A 20,119-nucleotide genomic window follows, 5' to 3' on the forward strand; every position below is an offset into this window, starting at 1 on the left:
CGCGTCGATTGAATGGGTTTGTCGCCCAAACCTGCGGAACATGCAGAACGTGCGGAACAAGTGAACGACGGGACAGCGATGCGGTAAGGCGTTAGCCACCCGCCCCAGCATCCCGGGCACCGAAGCGAAACGAACCCCGATTCGGGTTCGTGCCGGTGCGCCAGGCCCGTTATCTGTTTATAATCAAAGCAATTTTAAAGGATTCGAAGGTGGTTGTATGCTGGATCGTGAAGGCTTTCGCCCGAACGTCGGCATCATCCTCTTGAACGCGCACAACGAAGTGTTTTGGGGCAAACGGCTGCGTGAACATTCCTGGCAGTTTCCGCAGGGGGGCATCAAGTACGGCGAGACCCCCGTGCAAGCGATGTATCGGGAGTTACACGAAGAAACCGGTTTGCTTCCGGAGCACGTGAAGGTCGTGGGTCGGACCCGCGACTGGCTGCGTTATGAGGTGCCGGACAAGTTCATCAAGCGCGAGGTGCGCGGGCATTATCGCGGACAGAAACAGATTTGGTTTTTGTTACGCATGGTAGGCCGCGACTGTGACATTTGTTTGCGTGCGACTGATCATCCGGAATTCGATGCCTGGCGGTGGAATGAGTATTGGGTCCCGCTTGATGCGGTGATCGAGTTCAAGCGGGATGTTTATCAGCTTGCGCTCACGGAACTTTCGCGCTTTCTCAGGCGAGCAGTTGTGCGTGCTGAGCGCGCGGAACGTATGGCGCATCACGCCAATCGTTATCCGCGTGTGATTCAGGGCATGACCATGGAAGATGCGACCGTTTCTGCTAACGGTGGTGTCATTCAGGCAGAATGTTCGGTGACCGAAGAGCTGCACATCTACGCACAACGTCCTTCGCGGGATTAGGACGTGTGTTATCCGAAGCGGCGGTGCGGCAACGCACGCCGCTTTTTTTCGTGCAGCGTCGGAGGATGGGTTTGCGTGTTTGACATGCCGGCGTTTCCCTTCATGGGGCAAAACGCGGCGTAATCACGCGGCACGATCAATTTGCAGTCGCTTCTGCATCAACCTCGGGAAATCAAGAATTGAAAGCCATTGCATTGTTCGCGGCATCCGCGGCAGCCCTTGTCGTGCTCGCCGGTTGCGGCAGTTCCAAACCGTCCAACAAGGACAACAGCGCGTTTGTCTACCTCATGGACCGCGCGCCGAATTGGACCGAAAACAAGGTCGATACCCTGCCTCCGCTGCCAAAAGATGCCAATCTCCTGGAAATTACGGTGTCGAACAATACGCCGCTGAGTTTTTTCATCGATAAAAACTCGCTCACCGTAGGTACCGACGGCGTGATTCGCTACACAATCGTCGTGAAAAGCCCGGCTGGTGCGCGCAACGTCAACTACGAAGGCATTCGCTGCGACAACTATAACTGGCGCCTGTATGCGAGCATTAATGAGGACCAGACCGACTGGGACCGCACGGTCGAAAACGATTTTCGACGGATTGAAAACGGCGAGTTAAACGCCTATCACGCCGCGTTGTATCAGGATTATTTCTGCGTGAACAAGCTGCCGTCAGGGCCAGCCCAGCAGATTTTGTCGAATATCCAGGCGAAGCGGACGGCAGTTTCGAACTATCACTGAAGCGGATGACTATTGAAAAAGCCTGCTGCGTGTGACGGTCAGTGGGCTTTTTTCTATATTTCCGTTGAGAATTTGCGACTCTTGAGGAAATAAACGAAAAATCCGCCAATTGGCGGATTTTTCGCTTCAGAGCCCCAACGTGGTTGCTTATGCCAAAACCAGGTTGTCTCGATGTATCAACTCAGGTTCGAGCATATATCCCAGCACCGTTTCGATTTCACCACTCGGCCGGCGCTGAATCAGCCGCGCTTCAGAGCTGCTGTAGTTCGTGATGCCGCGCGCCACTTCCTGACCACCCGGATTCATGCACGCAATCACGTCGCCTCGCGCGAACGCGCCCTGGACATCGATCACGCCGATCGGCAGCAAGCTTTTACCGTCTGCGGTGAGCTTTTCGACCGCACCGTTGTCGATAACCACGTGGCCACGCACCTGCAAATGATCGGCCATCCATTGCTTACGGGCCGCCATGCGGGCTGTGCGCGCCATGAGTTGTGTACCGATCATCTCGCCCGACGCCAGCCGGGTCAGCACATCCGACTCTCGCCCGCTAGCGATGACCGTATTCGCGCCGCTATGCGCCGCGCGTTTCGCGGCGAGAATCTTGGTCAGCATGCCGCCGCGCCCCAGGCTAGAACCCGCGCCGCCCGCCATGGCTTCGAGTTCGGGCGTGCCCGCGTCAGCCTGTTCTACCAGCGTGGCCATGGGGTCGCGCCGTGGGTCGGCGGTAAACAGGCCGCGCTGATCGGTGAGGATAATCAGCGCGTCGCCTTCTATGAGATTTGCCACCAACGCGCCGAGCGTGTCGTTATCGCCGAATTTGATTTCGTCGGTTATGACGGTGTCGTTTTCATTGATGATGGGCACGCAACCCAGACGTAGCAAGGTGAGCAGCGTTGAGCGTGCGTTCAGATAGCGTTCACGGTCGGCGAGATCGGCGTGCGTCAGCAGAATCTGCGCGGTCCGCATGCCATGTTTAGCGAAACTGCTTTCATAGACCTGCGCCAAACCCATCTGCCCGACCGCCGCTGCAGCCTGCAACTCGTCAATTTCACGCGGCCGCTTCGTCCAGCCCAACCTATGGATACCCTCAGCAATTGCACCGGAACTGACCAGAACGACTTCCTTGCCCTGCCCGCGCAACGCTGCAATCTGCGCGGCCCAGCGCGCGATGGCCGCGTGGTCGAGCCCACGCCCGTCGTTGGTTACCAGGCTCGATCCCACTTTCACTACGAGTCGCTTCGAAGCGGCTATGACGGAACGCATCTGACGCATTTCTCCTCGGATTTGCCTCGAAAATCACGGGCCAGACTTTTACGCTTCGTCTTCGTCGATCTCCGGCGCGCGCTGCGGCGCCGCGACGGCGGGTTCATCGCGGAAACGGACATCCGCGGCGAGATCTTCGGCTTCCGCCGCCCGCGATGCATCCGAGTTCTTCGAGATGTAATCGAAGATGGCGTAGGTCAGGCTTTCGCAACCTTGTCCTGTGAGCGCGGAGATTTCGAACACCGGACCGTCCCATTCATAACGCTTGATGAAGTCGGCGACGCGCGATTTGCGTTCGTCGTCCGGCACCATGTCGAGCTTGTTCAGCACCAGCCAACGCGGTTTTTCGTATAGCGCTTCGTCGTACTTGCGCAATTCGTTGACGATCGCGCGCGCTTCCACGACAGGATCGACCGCGTCGTCGAACGGGGCCAGATCGACGAGATGCAGCAGCACGCCGGTGCGCTGCAAGTGCCGCAGGAAGCGGTGACCCAGACCCGCACCTTCCGCCGCGCCTTCGATCAAACCCGGAATATCTGCGATGACGAAGCTCTTTTCCGGTCCCACACGCACCACGCCGAGATTCGGTGCGAGCGTGGTGAACGGATAGTCGGCAATTTTCGGCCGCGCATTCGACACCGCCGTGATGAACGTGGACTTGCCCGCGTTCGGCATGCCGAGCAGACCGACGTCGGCGAGCACTTTCAACTCGAGGCGCAACATACGCCGGTCGCCCGGCTTGCCTTCGGTCTTCTGACGCGGCGCGCGGTTCGTACTTGACTTGAAGTGCAGGTTGCCGAGACCGCCCGCGCCGCCGTGCGCAATCAACACGCTCTGGTTGTGCTCGGTCAGATCGGCGATCAACTCACCCGTTTCCGTGTCCGCGATGATCGTGCCGACCGGCATGCGCAAAATGATGTCGTCGCCGCCCTTGCCGTAACAGTCGGCGCCGCGGCCGTTTTCGCCGTTGCGCGCCTGGTGTTTCTTCGCATACCGGTAGTCGATCAGCGTGTTGATGTTGCGGTCTGCAACCGCATACACGCTGCCGCCCCGGCCGCCGTCGCCGCCATCCGGTCCGCCGAACGGGACGAACTTCTCGCGCCGCATCGACGCGCTGCCATCCCCTCCGTCGCCGGCGATGACTTCAATTCTCGCTTCGTCAATGAACTTCATGAGTTGCTCCGTCCCGTGTTTCAGCGGTGTTCCGCTATTCTGCCGCGACCAGCCGATGCCAGCCACTAGACCATTCGATATATGTCACTGCCTGGCCGCGTCAATCAAGCCAGCCAATAAAAAAAGCCCCGCGAACTTCGCGGGGCCTTTTCCGGTCCTGAAGCCCGTGCCTGATTACACCTCAGGCAGCCGGGACAACGTTGACCAGATGCTTCTTTGCTGCGCCCTTCGTCGAAAACGTGACGTGGCCGTCGGTCAGCGCGAACAAGGTGTGATCCTTGCCCATGCCGACGTTATCGCCCGGGTGCATGCGCGTGCCGCGCTGGCGAACAATGATGCCGCCTGCGTTGATAGCCTGGCCGCCGTAAACCTTCACGCCAAGGCGCTTTGATTCAGAGTCGCGACCATTGCGGGATGACCCGCCTGCTTTTTTGTGTGCCATTTAATAGCTCCTTGACCGTTTAGCTTAATCGACTCGACGACGCTTACGCGGCGTTGATAGCGTCGATACGCAGTTCGGTGTAGTTCTGGCGATGGCCAGCGTGCTTTTGGTAGTGCTTCCGGCGACGCATCTTGAAGATCGTGACCTTCTTGTGACGACCTTGGGACACGACGGTACATGTGACGGAAGCCCCACTGACCAGCGGTGCACCGAACTGAATCGATTCACCTTCGCCTACTGCGAGAACCTGGTCGAGCGTGATTTCAGCGTCAATGTCTGCCGGTATCTGTTCTACTTTCAATTTTTCGCCGACAGCAACCTTATACTGCTTGCCACCGGTTTTTATGACCGCGTACATTGAGAACCTCACTCTGAATTCATTTTTCCGCACACCGTGCGCGAAAACGCGTGATTATACAGAGAGTTAGGCTCTCCGTCAAAACCTTGTGCGTCGCGAAAACTGGGGCGCTTCAGACCGGACAGAGCAACGTACACGGACCATGCGCGCACCATTATCGCGATTTTGCCGCCTGACGCCGTCCATCAGGCTTGTCGCAGCGCCCCGCGCGGTTCATCCGCGGCGTCTTTAGAGGCGGCTATCGGCCGATTCGCCTTATAATTCGCGGCACTACCCTAATTGCCGATCATGTCGTCCACTGCCATTTCCTCCCCAAACGCCGCCAACGTGCTCGAGCCTATCGCCGAGGACATGCAGCAGGTCAATCGCGTCATCCGGCAGCGCCTGGCGTCCGAAGTGATGCTGATCAACCAGATTTCCGAGTACATCATCGGCGCCGGCGGCAAACGGCTCCGGCCCGCGTTGCTGTTGCTGGTCGCCGGCGCGCTCGGCGACACCACCGGGCACCGGCATGAGCTGGCCGCGGTGGTCGAGTTCATTCATACGGCCACGCTGCTGCACGATGACGTTGTCGATGAATCCGATCTCCGGCGCGGCCGCAAGACCGCGAACGCGCTGTTCGGCAATGCGGCAAGCGTGCTCGTCGGCGACTTCTTGTACTCGCGCTCCTTCGAAATGATGGTCGGCGTAGGCAAGATGCGCGTGATGGAGATCCTGTCGGTTGCGACCAACGTGATCTCGGAAGGCGAAGTGCTGCAGTTGCTCAACATGCACGATCCGGACGTGGACGAAGCGCGTTACATGCAGGTGATCCGCTACAAGACGGCCAAGTTGTTCGAAGCAGCGGCGCAACTGGGCGCGGTTTTGTCGGGGTCGGATGCCCGCACGGAAGCGGCGGCGGCGGAGTTTGGCCGGCGCATCGGCACAGCGTTCCAGATCATGGACGACTGGCTCGATTACACCGGCACGGCCGAATCGATGGGGAAAAACGCCGGCGATGATCTGCGTGAAGGCAAACCCACGCTGCCGCTCATCTATCTGATGGAGCACGGTTCGGCTGAACAGGCAGCGCTTGCGCGCGAGGCGATCGAACAAGGTGGCACCGATAAATTCGACACCATCTTTGAAGCCATCACGACGTCGGGTGCGCTCGATCACACGCTCAAATGTGCGCGTCAGGAAGCTCAGGCAGCAGCGAATGCAATTTCTTCGTTTCCAGATTCCATTTTTAAAGAGAGCCTGCTAGAATTATGTTCTTACTCGACGGCAAGACAGTCCTGAAAAGGAAACGAACCGTCTCAGAGTGAACATTCGGGGTGTAGCTTAGCCTGGTAGAGCGCTACGTTCGGGACGTAGAGGCCGGAGGTTCGAATCCTCTCACCCCGACCAGAATTGCCTTATAAAACAGCGGACTATATGTCCGCTGTTTTTATTTGCGCTGGCCCGTAGTGGCAATGCAGTGGCAATAGCCGCGCGTTTGCCTCTGCGAAATATTCATCGAACGAAAAATGTCCACGATTACTGGGTCATTTCAATCTTCGCTGACACCAGCAAAAAATCATGGGCTCTCGCTCAACATATACCGTGCTCCGCAGCAACTTGGAGTACGGACAATGGCGTCCATCGAGAACCGCTCGAGCTATAAAGTTACCGTCAAGCACCGTGACGACCTTACGCAGACATTCGCCCATAACGCCAAGAAAAAAGCCAAGGCTTACTTCGATGCGTTGGTCAAACAGCGATTCAAACCAAAGCTCTCACGCCTCAATGATTCCTTCGTCGTTCGCACGCGCAGCGTGTCCAACAAGAACCTGACTTTAGTTGCTCACAGCGAAATCGAGGCCAATGACATCAAGCTCCGCCTTGAAACCGAGCAACGGCACGGACTATTCATTGATTACGCAAAGGCGCGTAAGACGACGCTCGCCGACCTCTTGATTCGTTACCTGCGCGAAGAAGTGCCCCGCCATCAAAGTTTCGAGCTCGAGGCGTACAAGATTAGCGGGTGGTTGGAGGATGCCGGTCTCGAGCGCCAAAACCTAGCCGAGATTATCGCTAGTCACCCGAATCCTCACAATAAGGTCAGGAAGACCGAACTGCGCAAGCCCACCGGCGCGCGGATGGGACAAGCCTCCGAAACTTGTAAGTTCATCCGCAAGGGCTTCGCCGAGGTTGTCCCAGACGATTTCACGGACTTTATCGACGAGCGCCGTCAGGTGGTAGAGCCATCCACGGTGGACCGGGAAATGGACATCTTCTCGGCGGTCTGTCGTATCGCGATTAATACCTGGCGCATCCACGTCGCCAAGAGTCCGATGGATGTGTGCCCCGCCCCCGTTATTTCAACGAGCGCGACCGCCGTCTGAAGGGTGACGAGGAGAGCCGTCTGCTCGATGCTGGCCGAAAAGAAGACCGTGAACACTTTGTCGACCGGCGACTCGAGCAACTGATGACCGCCGAACGTCAAGAAGCAAACAACGCCCGTACCACGTATCGTCGCAAGCAGGTCGTAAAAAGCGCTCCGCAACTGTACCAATGCGAGGCCGAGACGACTTACCAGCACATCGCCCTGCTTGAGACTTTTCTGCAGTTTCAGCTCATGACGGACGCAAGGCGCAGTGAAACGCTGACATTGACATGGTCCCGCATCGACTTGGAAAGGCAGTCCGCATCCCTCCCTGAAACCAAGAATGGGCGCCCACGCGAGCTCGCCCTGCGCAGCGACCTGGTCGCATTGTTGCGTGAGTTGCCTCGCAGCGGCGAACTCGTCTTCCTGATTGGCGTCGATGGGTTGCGAAAGGCCTGGCAGCGAATGTGTCAGCAAGCGTGTCTCACCGGCGACCAAGAGCTGCGGATTCACGACTTGCGGCATGAGGCCATCTCCCGGGTGGCCGAGGCCAGCAGCAACACCCCAGGTGGATTCTCGCTGGTTGACCTTCAGCATTTTAGCGGGCACCGCGACGTGCGAATGCTATTGCGGTATGCGCATCTGTGCACGCAGAACCTTGCCAAGCGGCTGGACGCAGCTTTTGCTTCGGACTCGCAGTCCATCACCCACCATGGGCGACGCCGGCTCACGGGAGGCTCACCAATTACGCTGAGCGAAATTTTGGTTGAATCGACGGTCGTGTCAGCAGGTAAGGCCGCCGGTAACAACGACCTTGACGATATGCCTCCGACTACCCCCACCAATGTCGTGCGTATCAACTTCGGTCGCAATGTGGCGTAACGCTTCCGCCTCCCGAACCCTGTGTGGCGACGTCCATGAAAAGACTGGGCATCGAGGACGATGTCCGGTCTTTAACTTTATAGCGCCTGCGCGATGTCGTCTCTTCTGCCTCATGACCGCACGGGTCAGAGTCCACCGTTTCCCTCCACTAGGGGCGCTTACGGCACTTCACCTCGCCGGGCCGCTGTGAACTCTTTCGCAAACGCTCCCACTCACCTGCCGGTGATTCGATTCCAGAGCCGTCGCTGGCTGACGGCATTCCCCCTGTTGCAGCTGATGCAACCTCTGCCGTAACGGGGTGTGACCTGCGGTGTCCCGGAACGCGACTTGCTGAAAATGGGCCTCGACAATCATCTAGGAGAAGACAATGGCAGGTGACTTCGATAGGTAAGCGTCATTCCACAGCTGCAGGATGCAATGCCCCAATCCAAACGCGCACAACCGAATGCTGAAAGTCGCCGCTCACCGGAAGCTCAGGCGCTCGCGCGAGTGGCCTCGGCCGCGCGTGAGGTGCAGGCCGTGTCGGCCGCGCTGGAGGACCGTTACGCACGCGACGACGTTCAGCCGGCATCGCTGTTGGAGCTAGCTCGTTTTTCGGCCGCGATGCAGGAATTGAAGGACGCCCGCGAAGCGTTCGACGTGCTTATTGCCATCAACTTTGGTCGTTCTTCGGGCAGCGAGTGACTTGTCGCTCACGCGGGCGCGAACACCGCTCCGACGCCCGCGATATGGGCGAAGCTTCGAAAGAACCGATACTCATGTTCGCCAATTGTTAGTTGATTCGTCCCGGACTTTGTCAAATCGAGTATCTCGTCGGCCATGGCTGACGAGATACTGCCGCAGCTCTGCAAATCCTTGAACTCCTCCGAGGGCTCGCCCATCAGAATGGATGCGACGTCAGTCTTGCGTCGCATCATTACGAGGGACATTCCTGCGTCGAGCGAGAGTTCAAGGTATTTGGCGAACGTCAGCAGCGGCTCTGATGACTCGCCTTGCGCGCCGCTGACCAGGTCAGACACAGTAGTCATCGATTCTTTTTCCTGAACGAATTGCAGTCGGCACCGGAGGTGGCAATTGCCCCGTTTTGTGTTTGGCCAGGGCGGTGATGTCTTCGGTCCCTGGGACACGAACAACAAGACAAGGTAACTTTCGCTCAATCATCCTATTCTGGCAAGCCGCGGGCGATAAGTATCCAGAACGGCAAATGGACCGACTCACGCCTAGCTCAGTGACTCGATGTGGCCCGCAACAAGTCAGCGGCGGCTCAACCGGAGAGGAGTCGAGTGCTACTCTTACGAGAACGGAAAAGGCAAAACCATGACGACTGGCGGCCAGGTCCTGTACTTGTACCGATGCCCGTCATGCGGGCACAGAGGTTGGCTCCATCTCGACGACGATTCGCACAACGGCGGCGCTAACGATTGCGACGTCTGTAAGACGCCGTCCGCTCGAATGGGATGGCGGCGTGCGACTGTCTTCTGGTAATGAGGGGACCGTTCCGGGTCAGAATGAACCCTTCGATTAACTCGGACCCTCGAACGACCTACCTGAGTAGGGGCTTTACCTTTGCCGCGCCGCGGCGGTATCATGTGGTTTCATTGGTTTTGATACTTCTCAAAATAAATGATACTGCTTGATACCGACGATTCCGACCCCTGGCATTTTGCCCGACCTGACCTCGCGGCCGGGTATCTCCAGGCGTTCGACTTGAAGCTGTCGTCGGCTCGCGGCCTGTTTGCGCGCCGAAGAATGGGAAAGACCGAGTTTCTCCGTCGCGACCTGCTTCCGGCCGCAGTGGAGAGGGGTTATTTCGTTGCATACACCAACCTCTGGGACAACCGGTCCGCACCGGACGTGGCACTGCTCAGTGCTCTGGCGGAGGCGCTCGAGCCGCAAGGTGTAAGGGCGGTGTTCGCCAAACTCGGCAAGCCCATCAAGAAAATCAAGGCAAGTGCGAAAATTGCTGGCGCTGAGGGCTCGCTCGAGGCGGAACTGGCGTCTGCCGGCGACAGCGCGTTGGCATTGCGCGAAGTTCTCAAGCAGGTCGATAAGCAGAAAAGGCCGCTCCTGCTCGTCATTGACGAAGCACAGGTTCTGGCACTCGCGGACAACAGCGTTTTCGCGCACGCGCTGCGGGCAGCGCTCGACATCCGCAAGGACCGCATCAAGGTGATTTTCGCGGGCAGCTCCGAGACGACGCTACGGGAGATGTTCGCGCGTGCCTCAGAGCCGTTCTACAACTGGGCAGCGCTCGAGCCGTTCCCGTTGCTTGGCCAGGAATTCGTCGCCTTTACCGTCAAATTGCTGAACAGCATGGCCCGCAATCGGTTGACCATCGAGCAGGGCGTGTTCGCGTTTGAGGAGTTGCATCGCACGCCGGAATTTTTCAAACGGTTCATTGAGCGCTACATGCTCTATCAGCTGCAGGGTGTCGAAGCCGCACTAACACACACCAAGGCATCCGTTTTTTCGGATAAGCATTTTCTCCGGCAATGGACCGAGCTAAATCCGGCGGACCAGGCTGTCGTTACGATGCTTGCACGGGGCGAGACCGACGTGCACGGTTCGACCGGGCTTGCGCGTCTGAAAGAGTTGACGGGTAAGCCTGCGACAAAGAACACTGCGGCGCACGCGCTGCGTCGTCTGCAGGCTCAGAGCATCGTCACCCGGCTCGCAGTCGGGGATTACCGTATTGAGGACGAGGCATTCGCTGAATGGATACGTCGGCGCGCGAGCCGGCACTCCTGAGCCCGGCGCGATACCCCTGAGGTCAATGAATCTCAGCGAAGTCAACCATGACCCAAATACCTTGGCGCTTGCGCGCCGCCTTTCGAAGCCGATTATCATCTTTGACCTGGAGCACACCGGCTCGGCCGGCGAGCACCGCTGCATCACCGATTTCGGAGCCATCCTGGTTACGCCGGACGGAGACATCTCCACTCTACGCGTCACTGGTGAAGCCACCCAAAGGCACGCAGTTCAACCCAATTGTTTGTCGGCTTACTGGGATATTCCCGCACACCGTCGAGGATGCGTCTGGCTGGGAGAACGCGCTTCATGAGTTTGTGCTGCGGAACCAAAGCGTGCTGTGGGTCGGATTTAGCAGTCGCTCGAGCGACACACCGATTGTCTACAAGGAAACCCTTGATGACGAGATTCCATACAAGCCCCAGGCACACAGCTTCCGCGCTGTGTATAACCTCCGGAAAAGACACGCTACTAAGCGGGGAGTACGCCCGACACGTCCTGACTGACCAGCCGTTGAATAACGCTTGCCTTCCAGGCAATACAGCGCGGACCAAGGGGAACCGGCTGCGGATAGGCCGCCGTTCTTTAATCCCCCGTACCAAGTAGCACGGGACACAGGAACAAGCGCCAGCATTTCAGGAAGGCGCAAAAGAAATCATGCAGATTTTGCCAGTGACCATCTCCACAAAACGCCCTTGGAAATATGTCCTCTATCCACGAATGGGTCGTGGAGACGCTGCCTGAATATTTTTTCCTGGAAACTGCCGGGGTCGGGCCTGCCGAAAGCTATCGTCTGATGTTAGCGATGGAAGTATCACTCGCCCTCAGTCGAGCCGTCAAGCAGTTGCAGCGTCAACGGAAGCTCCCTCAAATATCCTGGGACAGAACGGCCGGAACACCAGCGGTGCTATATGGGCGATGGCCAAGGCAAATCGGTGGCGAACGTCGACGATTACTCTTCAGACGAAAACAGGTGGCAAATCAGTGCCAATGTCGCACTGATTGCCACCAAATCAAGGACATCGGCCGGCCATCGAGCTACACTAACTTATTGATATATAATGAAATCCCTTACCGCGGGGCACGGATAATCAAAGCGAAAGCACGGTCGGGACGTAGAGGCCGGAGGTTCGAACCCTCTTACCCCGACCAGAATTGATAAAAAACCGCCCAGCTTGCTGGGCGGTTTTTCGTTTTGGACCATCGATTTTCGCAGTCTCGTGTCTTGGGCTCTCGTGTCAAACCTGGCGCAAGGTTCGCGCTGTCATCGAATAAAACTCAACCACACGGCGCTTGCTCATTCATGTCTTCACTCAGATTTTCATCGGCTAGAAGAATGTCTGCGGGCCAGCGCATTGGACTGTGGTTCGTATTCTTGTATTTCCTGATCGGGGGCGCCTGCCACTTCTTGTACATGCCGCTCTTCGTGCAAATCGTGCCGCCTTATATTCCCTTCCCGCTTCTGGCCGTCATTGTGAGCGGCGTGTTCGAGTTGCTGGGTGCGGCAGGCGTGATGATCAAACGCACGCGAAGTGCAGCGGGCATTGGGCTGACGTTACTGACCATTGCTGTTACGCCCGCCAACATATTCATGTATCAGCACGCGGATCAGTTTCCACAAGTTCCATCGTGGCTATTGCTCGTGCGGTTGCCGTTGCAGCTTGTGCTGATTGCTTGCATTTTATGGAGCACGCGAGAGCGCGCTTAGCGCGATTCGCACTTGGCTCGCTGAACTAACCACTGCGTGACGTGATGCCCGAGCCGCGCTCCTATAATGCCGAAGGCACCACTTGGCGGTCACGACCCATCATGCTTCCTCTGAAATACCTCAGCGCCTATCCGCAAACGCTCCAGGATAAAGTCCGCAAACTTATTGCCGACCACCAACTCGGCAAGTATCTCGACGACCGGTATCCGCACCGCCACGCCGTGCAATCGGACCGCGCGCTGTATCAATACGCCACGGATCTCAAGCAGGAGTTTCTGCGCGTGGCGCCGGCTATCGATAAGGTGATGTACGACGCGAAACTTGACGTACTGCGTCATGCGCTCGGTCTGCACACAGCCATATCGCGCGTGCAGGGGGGCAAGCTCAAAGCGAAGAAGGAGATTCGGGTCGCGTCGCTATTCAAGGAGGCGGCCCCGGAATTCTTGCGCATGATCGTCGTGCATGAACTCGCGCATTTGAAGGAAAGCGACCACAACAAAGCGTTTTACAGGCTATGCGAGTTCATGCAGCCTGGGTATCACCAGATTGAATTCGATCTGCGCATCTACCTGACCCAACGCGACCTTTCACGCGATTCGTCCGCTTCGTTGAATTCGTCCATCAAGTAATTGCGTCAATCCGCCGCCGCGTGAGCGAGGGTTTCGCTGGAAACACTTCGCATTGGCCGGATCAGCAATAGCAGCGGTACCACCAGCAAGGTCGCGACGAACATCAGCTTGAAGTCATTCAGGTACGCGATCATCTGCGCCTGCTGATTAATCGATTGATCCATCAGCGCGAGACTCATCTGCGATCCACTTTCGAGCATGGGCTGCATCGACGGATTGAACACGTTCACGTTCGCTGCGAGATCTGCGTGTGCGACCTGCGTGCCACGCGTCATCATGGTCTGCACGATCGAGATGCCAATACTGCTGCCAATATTACGCATCAGGCTGTAGGTCGCCGTGCCGTCGGCGCGGAGTTCGGGCGTGAGCGTGGAAAACGTCAGCGCGCTCAGCGGCACAAAGACGAAACCTAACCCAAAACCCTGGATCACGCCGGGCCACACGATGTCCGACACCGACAGCACCAGCGTGTATTGCATCATCTGCCAGAGCGCGAACGCCGAAATAAGAAAGCCGGCGAGCAACAACAAACGCGCGTCGATGCGTCGTAACAACCGCCCGGCAACCAGCATGGCGACCATGGTTCCCGCGCCGCTGGGCGCCGTGACCAGACCCGTCGTGGCAACGGGATAGTTCATCAGGTTCTGCAACATCGGCGGCAACAATGCACGCGTCGCGTACATCACTGCACCAATCATGAAGATGAAAAACACGCCCGTCGCAAAATTGCGGTCCTTCAGCAGTTCGTACTTGAAGAATGAACGCTTGCCGGCGGTCGCGGTGTGCGCGAGAAAAAAGATAAAAGCCAGCACCGCAAGAATGGCTTCGATGCGGATTTCGAGCGAGCCGAACCAGTCGAGCTGCTCGCCACGATCGAGCATGGCCTGAAGTGCGCCGATCGCCAGACCCAGCGTGGCGAACCCGAACGCGTCGAATTTCACCCCGAGCTTCGCCGCTCGCGCTGGCAGGAAGGTCGCCACGCCAAAGAGCGCAAACGCGCCGATCGGCACGTTGATGAAAAATACCCAGCGCCAGTTGTAGCTGTCGGTGAGCCAGCCGCCGAGTGTGGGCCCGAGAATGGGCCCGACCATGACGCCCATGCCCCAGACGGCCATCGCCTGACCCTGCTTCTCGCGTGGATTGATGTCGAGCAAAATGGATTGCGACAGCGGCACGAGCGAGGCGCCGAAAATGCCCTGCAGCAGTCGTGACGCGACAATCTGCGCAAGGCTCTCCGATAACCCGCACAGCGCCGAAGCGACCGTGAAACCCGCGATCGATATGATCAGAAGCCGCTTCGTGCTCAGCCGATCGGATAACCAACCGGTCAGCGGCGTGGCAATCGCCGCCGCAACAATGTACGACGTCAGCACCCACGTGATCTCGTCCTGCGACGCCGACAACGTGCCCTGCATATGCGGCAGCGCGACATTGGCGATCGTGCTGTCGAGTGTCTGGATCAGCGTTGCAAGCATGATCGAGATCGTGAGCATGGGCCGGTTGAGCGGCGTGGCCGCCGCGCTTGCCGGCATCGATTCAGAAGACATTCAGGCGCCAATCCGGTTATCAAAGCGCTTACTTTAATAGTAAGCATGCTTATTATAAACAGGCTGATGATTGGAACAAGGACTCAAAAAACCCGGGGAAACCCTCGTCCGCTCGAGTGCGCGTGCGCGCGAGCTTCTTTCGTATAATCCGGGCATGGAAACGCACCTCGACAAGCGCTTTGGTTTTCTGATTTCGGACGTGGGCCGCTTGTGCAGCAAGCGCTTCGACGAACTCGCGAAATCGTCCCTCGATCTCACGCGGGCGCAATGCCGCGCGCTCGCCTATCTGTCCCATTTCGGCGATGTGAACCAGGCGCGGCTGGCCGATCTGCTTGAAGTCGCGCCGATATCGGCTGGCCGCCTGCTCGATCGCATGGAGGAAGGCGGCTGGATCGAACGTTTTTCGAATCCCGATGACCGACGCGAACGGACCGTGAGAATGACGGCGAAGGCTGAAGGCGCGCTGGGCAGGGCTCGCCGGGTGGGGGATTCAGTAGCCACGGAAGCGTTGGCAGGGCTCGATGCCGACGAGCGTGCGCAACTGATCTCGCTGCTGCAGCGCGTGCGCGTGAATCTGAGCACGATTGTGGACGAGTGAGCAACTTGGGAAGGGTCGGTCGCGCGATTGCCATGCAGCGGTCGCGTTCAGATCCACGCCCTTTAGGTCTATCAACGCAGCGCAATCTATAGGAGGTCCGACACTTGCTACAAAGCGTGTCGAATCGTCCGCCGCGCATCCTCGATGCTCGCGGACTCCCGCGACGCGTCCTCCTCTCTCCTGATTGCAGATCGTCTCCTCGGAATCCGACATGCTCCTGCTCGCCATAGCGCTTACGGTAGTCGTCACGCTCGTCGTGGTGCTGATCCTTGCGAACTTCGTTAGCGGCGAAAAGAAGGTCGAGCACAACATTGACCGGCTGTATGCCAGCGACGACCCGCAGTTCATTCGTTCAATGAGCCTTCTGCTAGGGCCGCCCGTGACGTCGGGCAACCGGTATGCCGTGCTGCTAAACGGCGACGAAATCTTCGCTTCCATGCTTGATGGCATTCAATCCGCCAAAGAGACCATTACCTTCGAAACGTTCATCTACTGGTCCGGTGAAATTGGCGCGCGATTTGCGAAGGCGTTGTCGGAGAAAGCGCGCTCGGGTGTGACTGTGCATATCCTGCTCGACTGGATGGGCTGCAAGAAAATGGACCACCGTTACCTCGACGAATTGCGGCAAGCCGGTGCCGAGGTCGTGCAGTATCACAAGCCGCACTGGACCGGACTCGGGAGAATGAATAACCGGACGCACCGCAAGCTGCTGATCATCGACGGCCACGTGGGTTTCACCGGCGGCGTCGGGATTGCCGAAGAATGGACCGGGCACGCGCAAGACGAAAAGCATTGGCGCGACACGCATTTCAGGGTGGAAGGTCCGGTAGTTGGACACATGCAGGCCGTCTTCATGGACAACTGGATCAAGGCGACCGGCAACGTACTGCATGGTCCCAAGTACTTTCCTGAGATATCCCCCTTGCCGCAGGGCGATGCGAGTAACGGTGTCGCGCACATGTTCAGCAGCTCTCCCACCCACGGCGCGGACGACATGGAACTGATGTATCTCATGGCGATCACCGCGGCCACGCACAGCATTCATCTGGCCAGCGCATATTTCGTCCCTGACGGCCTCGCGATCAACGCCCTGGTGGAAGCCGCTCGACGTGGCGTGAGAGTACGCATTGTGACGCCCGGCAAACGCATTGATACGCATACGGTGCGCGAAGCTTCCCGCGCCTGTTGGGGAGATCTGCTGGCCGCGGGTATCGAAATTCATGAATATCAGCCGACCATGTTCCATTGCAAACTACTCGTGGTGGACGATTACCTGGTTTCAGTCGGATCGACAAATTTCGATAGCCGCTCGTTCAAGCTTAACGATGAAGCGAATCTCAATATCTACGATCGCGAATTCGCTCGTCAGCAAAGCGCAATCTTCGACGCCGATATAGAAAAGTCGCACCTCGTCACGTACGAGGAGTGGCTGAATCGGCCGAGGCTAGAAAAGCTGATAGAGAAAGCGATGCCGTTGCTCGATTGGCAACTTTGAGCATCTACACGATTTCCCGGGTTCGACCTTCAGCGATGACCTCAATGCAGTGTCAGACTGCCGCCCGCTGCCTCAATCAACTTTCTCATGGGCCACGCCTGCGCATACTGGCCAATCACAGCCACTTCACGATCCGCCTGCTCGGGCTGCACACGGTCGTCCACCACCACGATGATTGGCATGTTGGCAGTCAGCGCATTGCCCCGCAGGTCCACAAGCTTGTAGAGCTCCGACGACGAAGCGTTGCGATGACATGAGATCACGTCGATCTGCGTGTCACCCTGCGACAGGTCGAAGCCATACTGACGGCCCGACACGCCCGCGGCCTTAACCGTGCTCCTGACTGCCAGGACATCTGGCTTCATTGCGTTGAGGTAAAGCCTTGTATCGCCGATCAGGCTAGGCTCGCGGACCGCGAAGTCCGTACTCGCGTTGTCGAACTCCCATCTGGCAAGACTCATCAATGCGTCGATATAACTCGCGAACCCCGACGCCATGTTGGCGATTTCAAACGTGCCTTCAATTTCGCCCTCATGCGTCACCTTGATATCAGGTTGCTTGATCGCTGCTTTCACGACCTGATAGTCCCGCAGATGAAACGAATTGATCTGGCGAGCGAAGCAGTGGAACAGCGTTCCCCCCGAATTAAAGAACCGTATCTGCTTGAGATCACCCTCACCCAGATACTCCGCGTAGATCTCGAATGGGTCGCCGCCGTAAAAGCCAAACGGGGTTTGGAGAACCATCATGGGCGGGTATTCATCTTCTAGTTGCACACAGCCGAAGCCGAGCTTTGCGCACACGTCCTGGCAGGACGACTGGATATTCATTTCGACTCCGGAACCGATGGGTCAGGCAAAACGCATGACAGCGTCAAGTTGGTCTTCCTGCAGAAGAGCAGCAGCGCGCTCGTGAAACTGATCGCAGACCATTCAGCGTGGCCAGCCAAACGATCGCGACCCACGTGCTCGTGTGGATGCTGATGGCCACCGACCGGTCGTCGACCGCTTTGGAAAACGTCGAGCTGGTACGCACGGCGATTCCCCCGATGCTGGGAGTAATACATGCTGAACAGGAATTGCTTGAGGTGCAGCCGGTGGCAGTACCGAAAAGACAGATCAGCCGTGATGCCCTGAACGCGTTTGCCTTCGGCGTCCGTGACGCCGAACTCGCACTTCGCCCAATTTACCGTTTGCTGCCGCCTTCTCCATCCCGTTAATGGATCGCCAAATTTGGTGAGGCTCAACAGGCGTTGCGCCTCGTCCCGTGGAAGATCGTCGATCATATGAGGTCATGGTTTGCATCCTGCGTGCTTGCGTGGATTTCACATGACCAACCATACCTTGACGCGCTTTAGGTGAGTCAAGGTGAACGTTGTCATAAAGTGTCGGCTCGCCGGACCGGCACACCTGACATCGCGAGGAAGCGATCAAGCTATCCGCCGATCACGCCCGTTCGCGTCAGCTCCTCAATCTGTGCATCGCCCATTCCAAGCACCTCGCGCAGCATGGCGCTCGTGTGCTGTCCAAGCGTTGGAGGCGCCCGATCGTACGCAACCGGCGTAGCCGATAACCGCAGCGGGCTCGCCACCGTCGGCGCGACGCCCGCGACAGGATGCGCTATTTCCCGCGCCGCGCCGCGAAACTGCGCCTGATCGGAATCGAAAGCCTGCGCGATATCGTTGATCGGCCCGCATGGCACGCCACACGCCTCGAGCGCGTCGACCCAAGCGTCGCGAGGACGCGTCATGAACACCGCGGCCAGTTGTGGCAACAATTCCGCCCGGTTCACGCTACGCCCGCTATTGGTGGCGAAGCGGGCATCGAGCGCCAGTTCGGGCACGTTCATCGCGGTGCATAGCGAACGGAACTGGCTGTCGTTGCCGCATGCGACGATCACATGGCCATCGCTCGTGGCGAAAGTCTGATACGGCACGATGTTCGGATGCGCATTGCCCATGCGCTGGGGCGCGATGCCCGTGGTGAGGTAATTCATCGACTGGTTGGCGAGCATGGCGAGCTGGCAATCGAGCAACGCAATGTCGAGATGTTGCCCAAGCCCGCTTTTTTCGCGCTCCATCAACGCGGCGAGCACGCCGGTAGTCGCATACATGCCGGCCATCAGATCCGTCACGGCAACGCCGACTTTTTCCGGACCGCCGCCCGCTACGCTGTCGGGTTCGCCGGTGATGCTCATCAGGCCGCCCATGCCCTGGATCAGGAAGTCATAACCCGCGCGCTGCGATAGCGGTCCGCTTTGACCAAACCCCGTTATCGAGCAGTAGACAAGTCGTGGATTGAGCGACGACAAACTCTCGTAGTCCAGCCCGTATTTCCTGAGCCCACCCACCTTGAAGTTTTCGACGACCACATCGCAGGACTTCGCAAACTCGCGGATCAACGCAGCGCCTTCAGGTGAACTCATGTCGATAGCAACCGACTGCTTGTTGCGGTTCGCACACAGGAAATAGGCGCTCTCCAACGTGTCTCGCCCCTCGGCGTCGCGCAGGAACGGCGGCCCCCATGTGCGGGTATCGTCGCCCGCGCCCGGTCGCTCGATCTTGATCACTTGCGCCCCGAGATCCGCGAGGTTCTGCGTGCACCACGGCCCCGCCAGCACCCTCGATAAATCCAGCACGCGAATGCCATCCAGCGGGCGCTTTCTCGATGTATTTGTATTCATGTTCGCGCCCGGGCTTTCCGGCATCGGTTGAGTCTTGCTGTCCTGCACCATTTCACCTCGCTCTTTTCACGCCGGGTTTTGGCTGATGCCGTCGATTGTAGCCAAGTCATCCGACAGGGCGTGTCGGCCGATCGACAGGTTCGAAATCACGTCAGCAGCCGAAATATTTGTCAGCCACCGGAATATTCGACGAGCACCATCCGTTTATCCCGTACCTGCACAAACGGAACGAGACAAACAACATGAGATTGCGAATCCCGATGCTCGCTGCAGCCCTCGTTGCGGCCTTCAGCCTGAATGCGCATGCCGCCCCGCCCATGGCGGTAAGCGGTATGTACACCGACGCGAAGGGCATGACGCTCTATACGTTCGATAAAGATCCGGCGTCCGGCGCGAGCGCGTGCAGCGGCGGTTGCGCCCAGGCGTGGCCCGCGGTCATGGCTGACGCCTCGGACAAACCCCAAGGTGACTGGACCATCATGCCGGCCGCCAATGGCGGCAACCAGTGGGCGTACAAAGGCAAGCGCGTCTACACGTTCGCGAAAGACCAGAAACCGGGCGATGCCACCGGCGACAATTTCAAGGACATGTGGCATACGGTCAAGCAATAAGCGTGAAGCAGAAACCATCAGGAGCGATGGA

General features: G+C 58.2%; 22 protein-coding genes and 1 tRNA gene. 14 read left to right on the forward strand and 9 right to left on the reverse strand.

Going from position 1 to position 20,119, the window contains the following annotated elements:
* The first annotated feature begins 217 nt into the window (after nt 1-217).
* Together ACSQ83_RS13265 and ACSQ83_RS13270 are read left to right on the forward strand one after the other, a co-directional pair.
* Entirely contained in the window at nt 218-868 is a 651-nt protein-coding gene (locus tag ACSQ83_RS13265) for an RNA pyrophosphohydrolase (RefSeq protein WP_436228441.1), read from the forward strand.
* Between the two features lie 179 nt (nt 869-1,047).
* Entirely contained in the window at nt 1,048-1,602 is a 555-nt protein-coding gene (locus tag ACSQ83_RS13270) for a CNP1-like family protein (RefSeq protein WP_436228442.1), read from the forward strand.
* A 147-nt stretch (nt 1,603-1,749) separates the two neighbouring features.
* Here the strand turns inward: ACSQ83_RS13270 and proB are convergent, their stop codons facing one another.
* The 4 genes from proB to rplU form a co-directional block, all read right to left on the reverse strand.
* Entirely contained in the window at nt 1,750-2,868 is a 1,119-nt protein-coding gene (gene proB, locus ACSQ83_RS13275) for a glutamate 5-kinase (protein ID WP_436228443.1), read from the reverse strand.
* Nucleotides 2,869-2,916: 48 nt separating this feature from the next.
* Nucleotides 2,917-4,041 carry a GTPase ObgE gene (obgE, locus tag ACSQ83_RS13280; protein WP_436228444.1) on the reverse strand — a complete coding sequence of 375 codons (1,125 nt, stop codon included), beginning with the start codon at nt 4,039-4,041 and terminating at the stop codon, nt 2,917-2,919.
* Nucleotides 4,042-4,222: 181 nt separating this feature from the next.
* Nucleotides 4,223-4,483 (reverse strand): 50S ribosomal protein L27, encoded by a 261-nt coding sequence (rpmA, locus tag ACSQ83_RS13285; RefSeq protein WP_031360734.1) that lies wholly within the window; start codon nt 4,481-4,483, stop codon nt 4,223-4,225.
* 43 nt (nt 4,484-4,526) lie between these two features.
* Entirely contained in the window at nt 4,527-4,841 is a 315-nt protein-coding gene (gene rplU, locus ACSQ83_RS13290) for a 50S ribosomal protein L21 (RefSeq protein WP_056354755.1), read from the reverse strand.
* A gap of 288 nt (nt 4,842-5,129) precedes the next feature.
* On the opposite strand from rplU, the gene ACSQ83_RS13295 reads away from it, so the two are divergent.
* From ACSQ83_RS13295 to ACSQ83_RS13315, 5 genes are all read left to right on the forward strand, one after another.
* On the forward strand, nt 5,130-6,122 hold the full coding sequence (locus ACSQ83_RS13295) for a polyprenyl synthetase family protein (protein ID WP_089162438.1): 993 nt from the start codon (nt 5,130-5,132) through the stop codon (nt 6,120-6,122).
* A 31-nt stretch (nt 6,123-6,153) separates the two neighbouring features.
* A tRNA-Pro gene (locus ACSQ83_RS13300) sits at nt 6,154-6,230 on the forward strand.
* Nucleotides 6,231-6,454: 224 nt separating this feature from the next.
* Nucleotides 6,455-7,207, forward strand: a complete 753-nt coding sequence (locus ACSQ83_RS13305; protein WP_436228445.1) for an integrase — start codon at nt 6,455-6,457, stop codon at nt 7,205-7,207.
* A complete protein-coding gene (locus ACSQ83_RS13310; protein WP_436228446.1) occupies nt 7,165-8,070 on the forward strand; it encodes a site-specific integrase in 906 nt (301 codons plus the stop codon). The genes ACSQ83_RS13305 and ACSQ83_RS13310 overlap by 43 nt, the downstream gene beginning before the upstream one ends.
* Nucleotides 8,071-8,487: 417 nt before the next feature.
* Nucleotides 8,488-8,754 (forward strand): hypothetical protein, encoded by a 267-nt coding sequence (locus tag ACSQ83_RS13315; RefSeq protein WP_436228447.1) that lies wholly within the window; start codon nt 8,488-8,490, stop codon nt 8,752-8,754.
* Between the two features lie 8 nt (nt 8,755-8,762).
* On the opposite strand, the gene ACSQ83_RS13320 is transcribed toward ACSQ83_RS13315, so the two are convergent.
* Nucleotides 8,763-9,098: a hypothetical protein gene (locus ACSQ83_RS13320; protein ID WP_436228448.1), complete on the reverse strand. Its 336-nt coding sequence runs from the start codon at nt 9,096-9,098 to the stop codon at nt 8,763-8,765.
* 679 nt (nt 9,099-9,777) lie between these two features.
* On the opposite strand from ACSQ83_RS13320, the gene ACSQ83_RS13325 reads away from it, so the two are divergent.
* From ACSQ83_RS13325 to ACSQ83_RS13340, 4 genes are all read left to right on the forward strand, one after another.
* Complete coding sequence (locus ACSQ83_RS13325) at nt 9,778-10,818, forward strand: hypothetical protein (RefSeq protein ID WP_436228449.1); 1,041 nt, start codon at nt 9,778-9,780, stop codon at nt 10,816-10,818.
* A 25-nt stretch (nt 10,819-10,843) separates the two neighbouring features.
* Nucleotides 10,844-11,131: a hypothetical protein gene (locus ACSQ83_RS13330; protein WP_436228450.1), complete on the forward strand. Its 288-nt coding sequence runs from the start codon at nt 10,844-10,846 to the stop codon at nt 11,129-11,131.
* 1,023 nt (nt 11,132-12,154) lie between these two features.
* Nucleotides 12,155-12,526: a DoxX family protein gene (locus ACSQ83_RS13335; RefSeq protein ID WP_436228451.1), complete on the forward strand. Its 372-nt coding sequence runs from the start codon at nt 12,155-12,157 to the stop codon at nt 12,524-12,526.
* 101 nt (nt 12,527-12,627) lie between these two features.
* Nucleotides 12,628-13,155, forward strand: a complete 528-nt coding sequence (locus ACSQ83_RS13340) for a M48 metallopeptidase family protein (protein WP_436228452.1) — start codon at nt 12,628-12,630, stop codon at nt 13,153-13,155.
* A 5-nt stretch (nt 13,156-13,160) separates the two neighbouring features.
* Here the strand turns inward: ACSQ83_RS13340 and ACSQ83_RS13345 are convergent, their stop codons facing one another.
* Complete coding sequence (locus ACSQ83_RS13345) at nt 13,161-14,702, reverse strand: DHA2 family efflux MFS transporter permease subunit (protein ID WP_436228453.1); 1,542 nt, start codon at nt 14,700-14,702, stop codon at nt 13,161-13,163.
* Nucleotides 14,703-14,856: 154 nt separating this feature from the next.
* On the opposite strand from ACSQ83_RS13345, the gene ACSQ83_RS13350 reads away from it, so the two are divergent.
* The gene (locus ACSQ83_RS13350; protein WP_436228454.1) at nt 14,857-15,300 is read left to right on the forward strand and encodes a MarR family winged helix-turn-helix transcriptional regulator; all 444 of its coding nucleotides are present in this window, start codon (nt 14,857-14,859) and stop codon (nt 15,298-15,300) included.
* A gap of 217 nt (nt 15,301-15,517) precedes the next feature.
* Nucleotides 15,518-16,795, forward strand: coding sequence for a cardiolipin synthase (cls, locus tag ACSQ83_RS13355; protein ID WP_436228491.1), 1,278 nt, complete (start codon nt 15,518-15,520; stop codon nt 16,793-16,795).
* Nucleotides 16,796-16,836: 41 nt separating this feature from the next.
* On the opposite strand, the gene ACSQ83_RS13360 is transcribed toward cls, so the two are convergent.
* From ACSQ83_RS13360 to ACSQ83_RS13370, 3 genes are all read right to left on the reverse strand, one after another.
* The gene (locus ACSQ83_RS13360; RefSeq protein ID WP_436228455.1) at nt 16,837-17,625 is read right to left on the reverse strand and encodes a hypothetical protein; all 789 of its coding nucleotides are present in this window, start codon (nt 17,623-17,625) and stop codon (nt 16,837-16,839) included.
* Nucleotides 17,622-18,080: a hypothetical protein gene (locus tag ACSQ83_RS13365; RefSeq protein ID WP_436228456.1), complete on the reverse strand. Its 459-nt coding sequence runs from the start codon at nt 18,078-18,080 to the stop codon at nt 17,622-17,624. The genes ACSQ83_RS13360 and ACSQ83_RS13365 overlap by 4 nt, the downstream gene beginning before the upstream one ends.
* A gap of 149 nt (nt 18,081-18,229) precedes the next feature.
* Entirely contained in the window at nt 18,230-19,477 is a 1,248-nt protein-coding gene (locus ACSQ83_RS13370) for a CaiB/BaiF CoA transferase family protein (RefSeq protein WP_436228457.1), read from the reverse strand.
* Nucleotides 19,478-19,719: 242 nt separating this feature from the next.
* Here ACSQ83_RS13370 and ACSQ83_RS13375 point away from each other — a divergent pair, with 242 nt between their 5' ends.
* A complete protein-coding gene (locus ACSQ83_RS13375; RefSeq protein ID WP_436228458.1) occupies nt 19,720-20,088 on the forward strand; it encodes a COG4315 family predicted lipoprotein in 369 nt (122 codons plus the stop codon).
* Nucleotides 20,089-20,119 lie beyond the last annotated feature (31 nt).

Source organism: Caballeronia sp. LjRoot29 (assembly GCF_964252755.1).
Classification (GTDB): domain Bacteria; phylum Pseudomonadota; class Gammaproteobacteria; order Burkholderiales; family Burkholderiaceae; genus Caballeronia.